Below are 4,205 nucleotides of genomic sequence, written 5' to 3' on the forward strand. Positions count from 1 at the left end.
CCCGCGCCGTCGTGCCCGCTTCTCTCCCCATCGAGTCCGTCCTGCCCGCGCTGCGCGAGGCGCTGCGGGCGCACCCGAGCGCTGTGCTCCAGGCTCCGCCCGGCGCGGGGAAGACGACGCGGGTGCCGCTCGCGCTTCTCGGCGAGGACTGGCTCGGCGGCCAGAAGGTCGTGATGCTGGAGCCGCGGCGGCTGGCGGCGCGGGCAGCGGCGCACCGGATGGCGCAGACGCTCGGCGAGACCGTCGGCGAGACCGTCGGCTACCGCGTACGGCTCGACACGAAGGTCGGCAGGCAGACGCGCATCGAGGTCGTCACCGAGGGCGTGCTGACGCGGATGCTCCAGAGCGACCCGTCGCTGAGCGGCGTCGGCCTCGTCGTCTTCGACGAATTCCACGAGCGCAACCTGCCCTCCGACCTCGGCCTCGCTTTCGCGCTCGAAACCCAGGAGGCACTGCGCCCGGCCCTCCGCCTGCTCGTCATGTCGGCCACGCTCGACGGCGCGCGCGTGGCGGCACTCCTCGGCGACGCGCCGCTCCTCACGAGCGAGGGTCGAGCCTACCCCGTCGAGACCTACACCCTTGACCGGATGCCGGAGCCGCACTGGAGAATCGACGGCCACGTCGCAGCAGCCGTGCGCCAGGCGCTCGCCGAGCACAAGCCTGCCCCCGCGGAGGCGGGGGGCGATGTGCTCGTTTTCCTACCCGGTGCGGGCGAGATACGGCGCGCCGAGCAGACGCTGTCCGACCTGCCGGCGGGCGTGACGGTCGCGCCGCTCTACGGCAACCTCCCGCAGGACGCGCAGGACCGCGCCATCGCCCCGAGTCCGGACGGCGAGCGCAAGGTCGTCCTCTCGACTCCGATTGCTGAGACGAGCCTGACGATAGAGGGCGTCCGCGTCGTCATCGACAGCGGGCTGGCCCGCGCGCCGCGCTTCGACCCCAGCAGCGGGATGACGCGGCTCGAAACGGTCCGCATCTCGAACGCCTCGGCAGACCAGCGGCGGGGGCGGGCCGGGCGCCTCGGGCCGGGCGTCTGCTACCGGCTCTGGACGCCGCCCGTGCAGGCGAGCCTCGCCGAGCACACCCCGCCCGAAGTCCTCACCACCGATCTCGCCCCGCTCGCGCTCGAACTCGCCGCGTGGGGCGTGCGCGACCCCGCCGGACTTCGCTGGCTCGACCCGCCGCCGGAGGCCGCCTTCGACGCGGCCCGCGACCTCCTCGCCAACCTCGGCGCGCTCGACCGTGGGAGCATCACGGCACACGGTCGGGCGATGGCGGCGCTCGGCCTGCACCCGCGCCTCGCCCACCTCGTGCTGCGCGGACGCGACCTCGGCCTCGGCGCGACGGCGTGCGACCTCGCGGCGCTCCTCTCCGAGCGCGACCTCTTCAAGCCGAGCGGTTCCCACCCGCCGCCTGCCGACCTCCGCCTCCGGCTCGACCTCCTCGCGGGCGAGGACGACGGCACCGAGTTTTCTCAGGGCTACGCCGTCTCGCGCGGCGCGGTGCACCGGGCGCGGCAGGAGGCGACGCACTGGCGCAAGCGGCTCGGCATCGGCAGTCAGGACCGCGACGCCGACGCCGCCGGTCTGCTCCTCGCCTTCGCCTACCCCGACCGGATCGCGCAGCGGCGGCCCGACGCGGAGACGCGCTACCGGCTCCGCAACGGCCGGGCCGCCGTCCTCGCCGAGTCGCAGGTCCTCGCGGGGTCGGACTACCTCGTCGCAGCCCACCTCGACGGGCGGCGGGCCGAGGCGCGGATCTTCCTCGCGGCTCCGGTCACGCAGCAGGAGATCGAGCGGCACTTCGCCGAGCAGATCGAGACGGACGAGGCTGTAACGTGGGACGCCGAGGCCGGGCGCGTGCGGGCGCGGCGGCAGACCCGGATCGGGGCGGTCGTGCTGCGCGACGCCCGGCTGCGCGACCCCGACCCGCAGGCCGTCGCGGCGGCGCTCCTCGACGGGGTCCGGGCGAAGGGACTGGCGATGCTGCCGTGGTCGAAAGAGGCCACCAAGCTGCGCGAGCGGCTCCGCTTCCTCCACCACCTCGACGCGGGCGCGTGGCCCGACGTGTCGGACGCAGCGCTGCTTGCCGACCTCGACGCCTGGCTCGGCCCGCACCTCACCGGCGGGCGGACCGGCCTCGGGCACCTCGACCTCGCGCACCTCCTCCTCGGCCTCGCAGGCTGGAACCGGCGTGCCGACATCGACCGCCTTGCACCGACGCACGTCACCGTCCCGAGCGGGTCGAACGTACCTATCGACTACAGCGAGCCCGAGGCCCCCGTCCTCGCCGTCCGGCTGCAAGAGGTCTTCGGGCTGACCGACACGCCGCGCGTCGGCGGCGGGCGCGTGGCGCTGACGGTGCACCTCCTCTCGCCGGCGCACCGGCCCGTGCAGGTGACCCAGGACCTAGCAAGCTTCTGGCGCGACGCCTACTTCGACGTGCGCAAGGACCTCCGCGGGCGCTACTCGAAGCACCCCTGGCCCGACGATCCGCTCTCGGCCACGCCAACGAACCGTGCCAAGCGCCGCCGATAGATGTGGACGCGTCACCGTCAGCGTGCCTGGTAGGGCGTGCTCGCCGAGCGCGCCGCTCTCTGCAACGGCGGACGCCTCGGCGAGGCGTCCCTACCTCGGCAGTCTCTACCTCGGCAGCGAGACTGCCGACATGGCGGACTCCAGAGAACTCCGGTATCCATAACGCCAGTAGCCTGTCTCTAGTCGATCTGAAAGTCGTGCTCGACCGCGCCCGTCGCCGCCCCGTTCGGGCCGAAGGAGCGTTCGGCGAAGCGGACCGCGTCGTCGTCGCGGACTGTCAGGAGCGTCGTCGTTCGCGTGCCGTAGGCAGGGCCTTCGATGAAGAGCGCGGAGAGCGTGCGCTCCAGGTCGAGGCCGACGCCGGTCGAGGGGAGTTGGCCGTCCGGCGCGGTGGCTGGGTTCCGCATGATCTCGAAGAGGGCCTCCTCGCCGGCTGCCCCGGCCTCGACCCATCGCTGGAATGCCTGCCCGCCGCGTGCGACCTTCGGCCAGGGCTCGCCGAGCGTGCCGTTCGAGAGGCCGTAGAAGCCGGGGCCGAGGGCACGCGGCGGCTCGGTGCTGGAGACGAACCACAGCGCCTCCGGCGAGCCGAGGAGGAGGTTGAACCCGCCGTACTCGTCTCGCTCAGCAGCGGCGCGGGCGGCGAAGTCCGCGGGAGCCTCGTCGCTGCGGAGGTAGTCGGCGACGAGGGCCCCGCGCGAGCGCGGGAAGTCCGAGCGCATCCACTGCGGCGCGCGGATGTTGGTGACGATCGCCCACCGGCCTTCGGTAGTGATACCGTGCCACGCACCGCCCGCCCGGAGGTCGCGCCCGGCGAGGACGCGCGGGGCATCGTCCCAGAACGCAGCCGACGCGGTCGGGCGCTCGTGCGCCTCGTCGCGGTTGGAGGCAACGATCAGCGGGTAGTGCGGGTGGACGCTGCGGGCGACGAAGAGGGTGCACATAGGAGGTAGGGCGAGGACAGGCTGCCAACCGAGAATGCCGAGACCAGTTTCCAGCCTACCGCGTCGCGGCCTGTGCGTCAGCCCGTGCCTGCTCAGCCTGCCGGACCAGGACGTGCCTCTCGCCGAACGAGGCCCGAAGCAGGGGCACGCTGGCCAGGAGCAGCGACTCTGCCTCCTCGTACCGTCCGCAGGCGGCCAGGCACATACCGAGCGCGCTCGTGCCCTCCCTCGTCTGCTCGCCCTTCCCAGCGCCCACATGCAGTCGCCGAGCCGTAGGCGTCGCCGAGGCCGTCGCGGTCAACGCCTTCTACGGCACGCCCCTCGGACCCGTGGCGCTCGACCATCAGCCCTGGCGGCAGAGAGCCGGCGGCATCGTCGAGGCGGGCGACCGGTTCGGCTTTGCCCTCGCCACGGGTGACTTCGGCGACGTGCCCGGGCGCGAGGTAGCGCGCTTGGCAGACGGCGAGATACCGGCCGGTCGGCACGAGGCGGTGCTCGACGACTCGACACTACCGAGTGACGTATACCTGGTGCGCCTGGCAGCGGACGGCGTGGTGCGGACCGAGCGCGTGACGCTCGTGCGCTAGAGCTTGTTAGCAACTTGAGAGGCCCTGATGGCGCAGAAACGCTGCTCTGCTACTGTTACCTCCTCACATCGAGTCATTCCCGACCCTGATCGGGAATCCAGAAGGCGTACTACAAGCTCTGGATTCCCGCCTGCGCG

The 4,205-nt window shown here is 72.8% G+C and carries 3 protein-coding genes; 2 read left to right on the forward strand and 1 reads right to left on the reverse strand.

Annotated elements, in window-relative coordinates:
• The first annotated feature begins 11 nt into the window (after nucleotides 1-11).
• Nucleotides 12-2,537: an ATP-dependent helicase HrpB gene (gene hrpB, locus AAGI91_17435; GenBank protein MEM1044395.1), complete on the forward strand. Its 2,526-nt coding sequence runs from the start codon at nucleotides 12-14 to the stop codon at nucleotides 2,535-2,537.
• 179 nt (nucleotides 2,538-2,716) lie between these two features.
• On the opposite strand, the gene AAGI91_17440 is transcribed toward hrpB, so the two are convergent.
• Nucleotides 2,717-3,481 carry an NRDE family protein gene (locus tag AAGI91_17440; GenBank protein ID MEM1044396.1) on the reverse strand — a complete coding sequence of 255 codons (765 nt, stop codon included), beginning with the start codon at nucleotides 3,479-3,481 and terminating at the stop codon, nucleotides 2,717-2,719.
• Between the two features lie 218 nt (nucleotides 3,482-3,699).
• Here AAGI91_17440 and AAGI91_17445 point away from each other — a divergent pair, with 218 nt between their 5' ends.
• Nucleotides 3,700-4,068 (forward strand): hypothetical protein, encoded by a 369-nt coding sequence (locus tag AAGI91_17445; GenBank protein ID MEM1044397.1) that lies wholly within the window; start codon nucleotides 3,700-3,702, stop codon nucleotides 4,066-4,068.
• Nucleotides 4,069-4,205: the final 137 nt, after the last annotated feature.

The sequence above is a fragment of the Bacteroidota bacterium genome (genome assembly GCA_038746285.1).
Lineage (GTDB): Bacteria > Bacteroidota > Rhodothermia > Rhodothermales > JANQRZ01 > JANQRZ01.

Bases quoted from the DNA above. Each gene is read 5' to 3' on its own strand.
- AAGI91_17440 (MEM1044396.1), bottom strand. From the start codon at position 3,481: ATGTGCACCCTCTTCGTCGCCCGCAGCGTCCACCCGCACTACCCGCTG.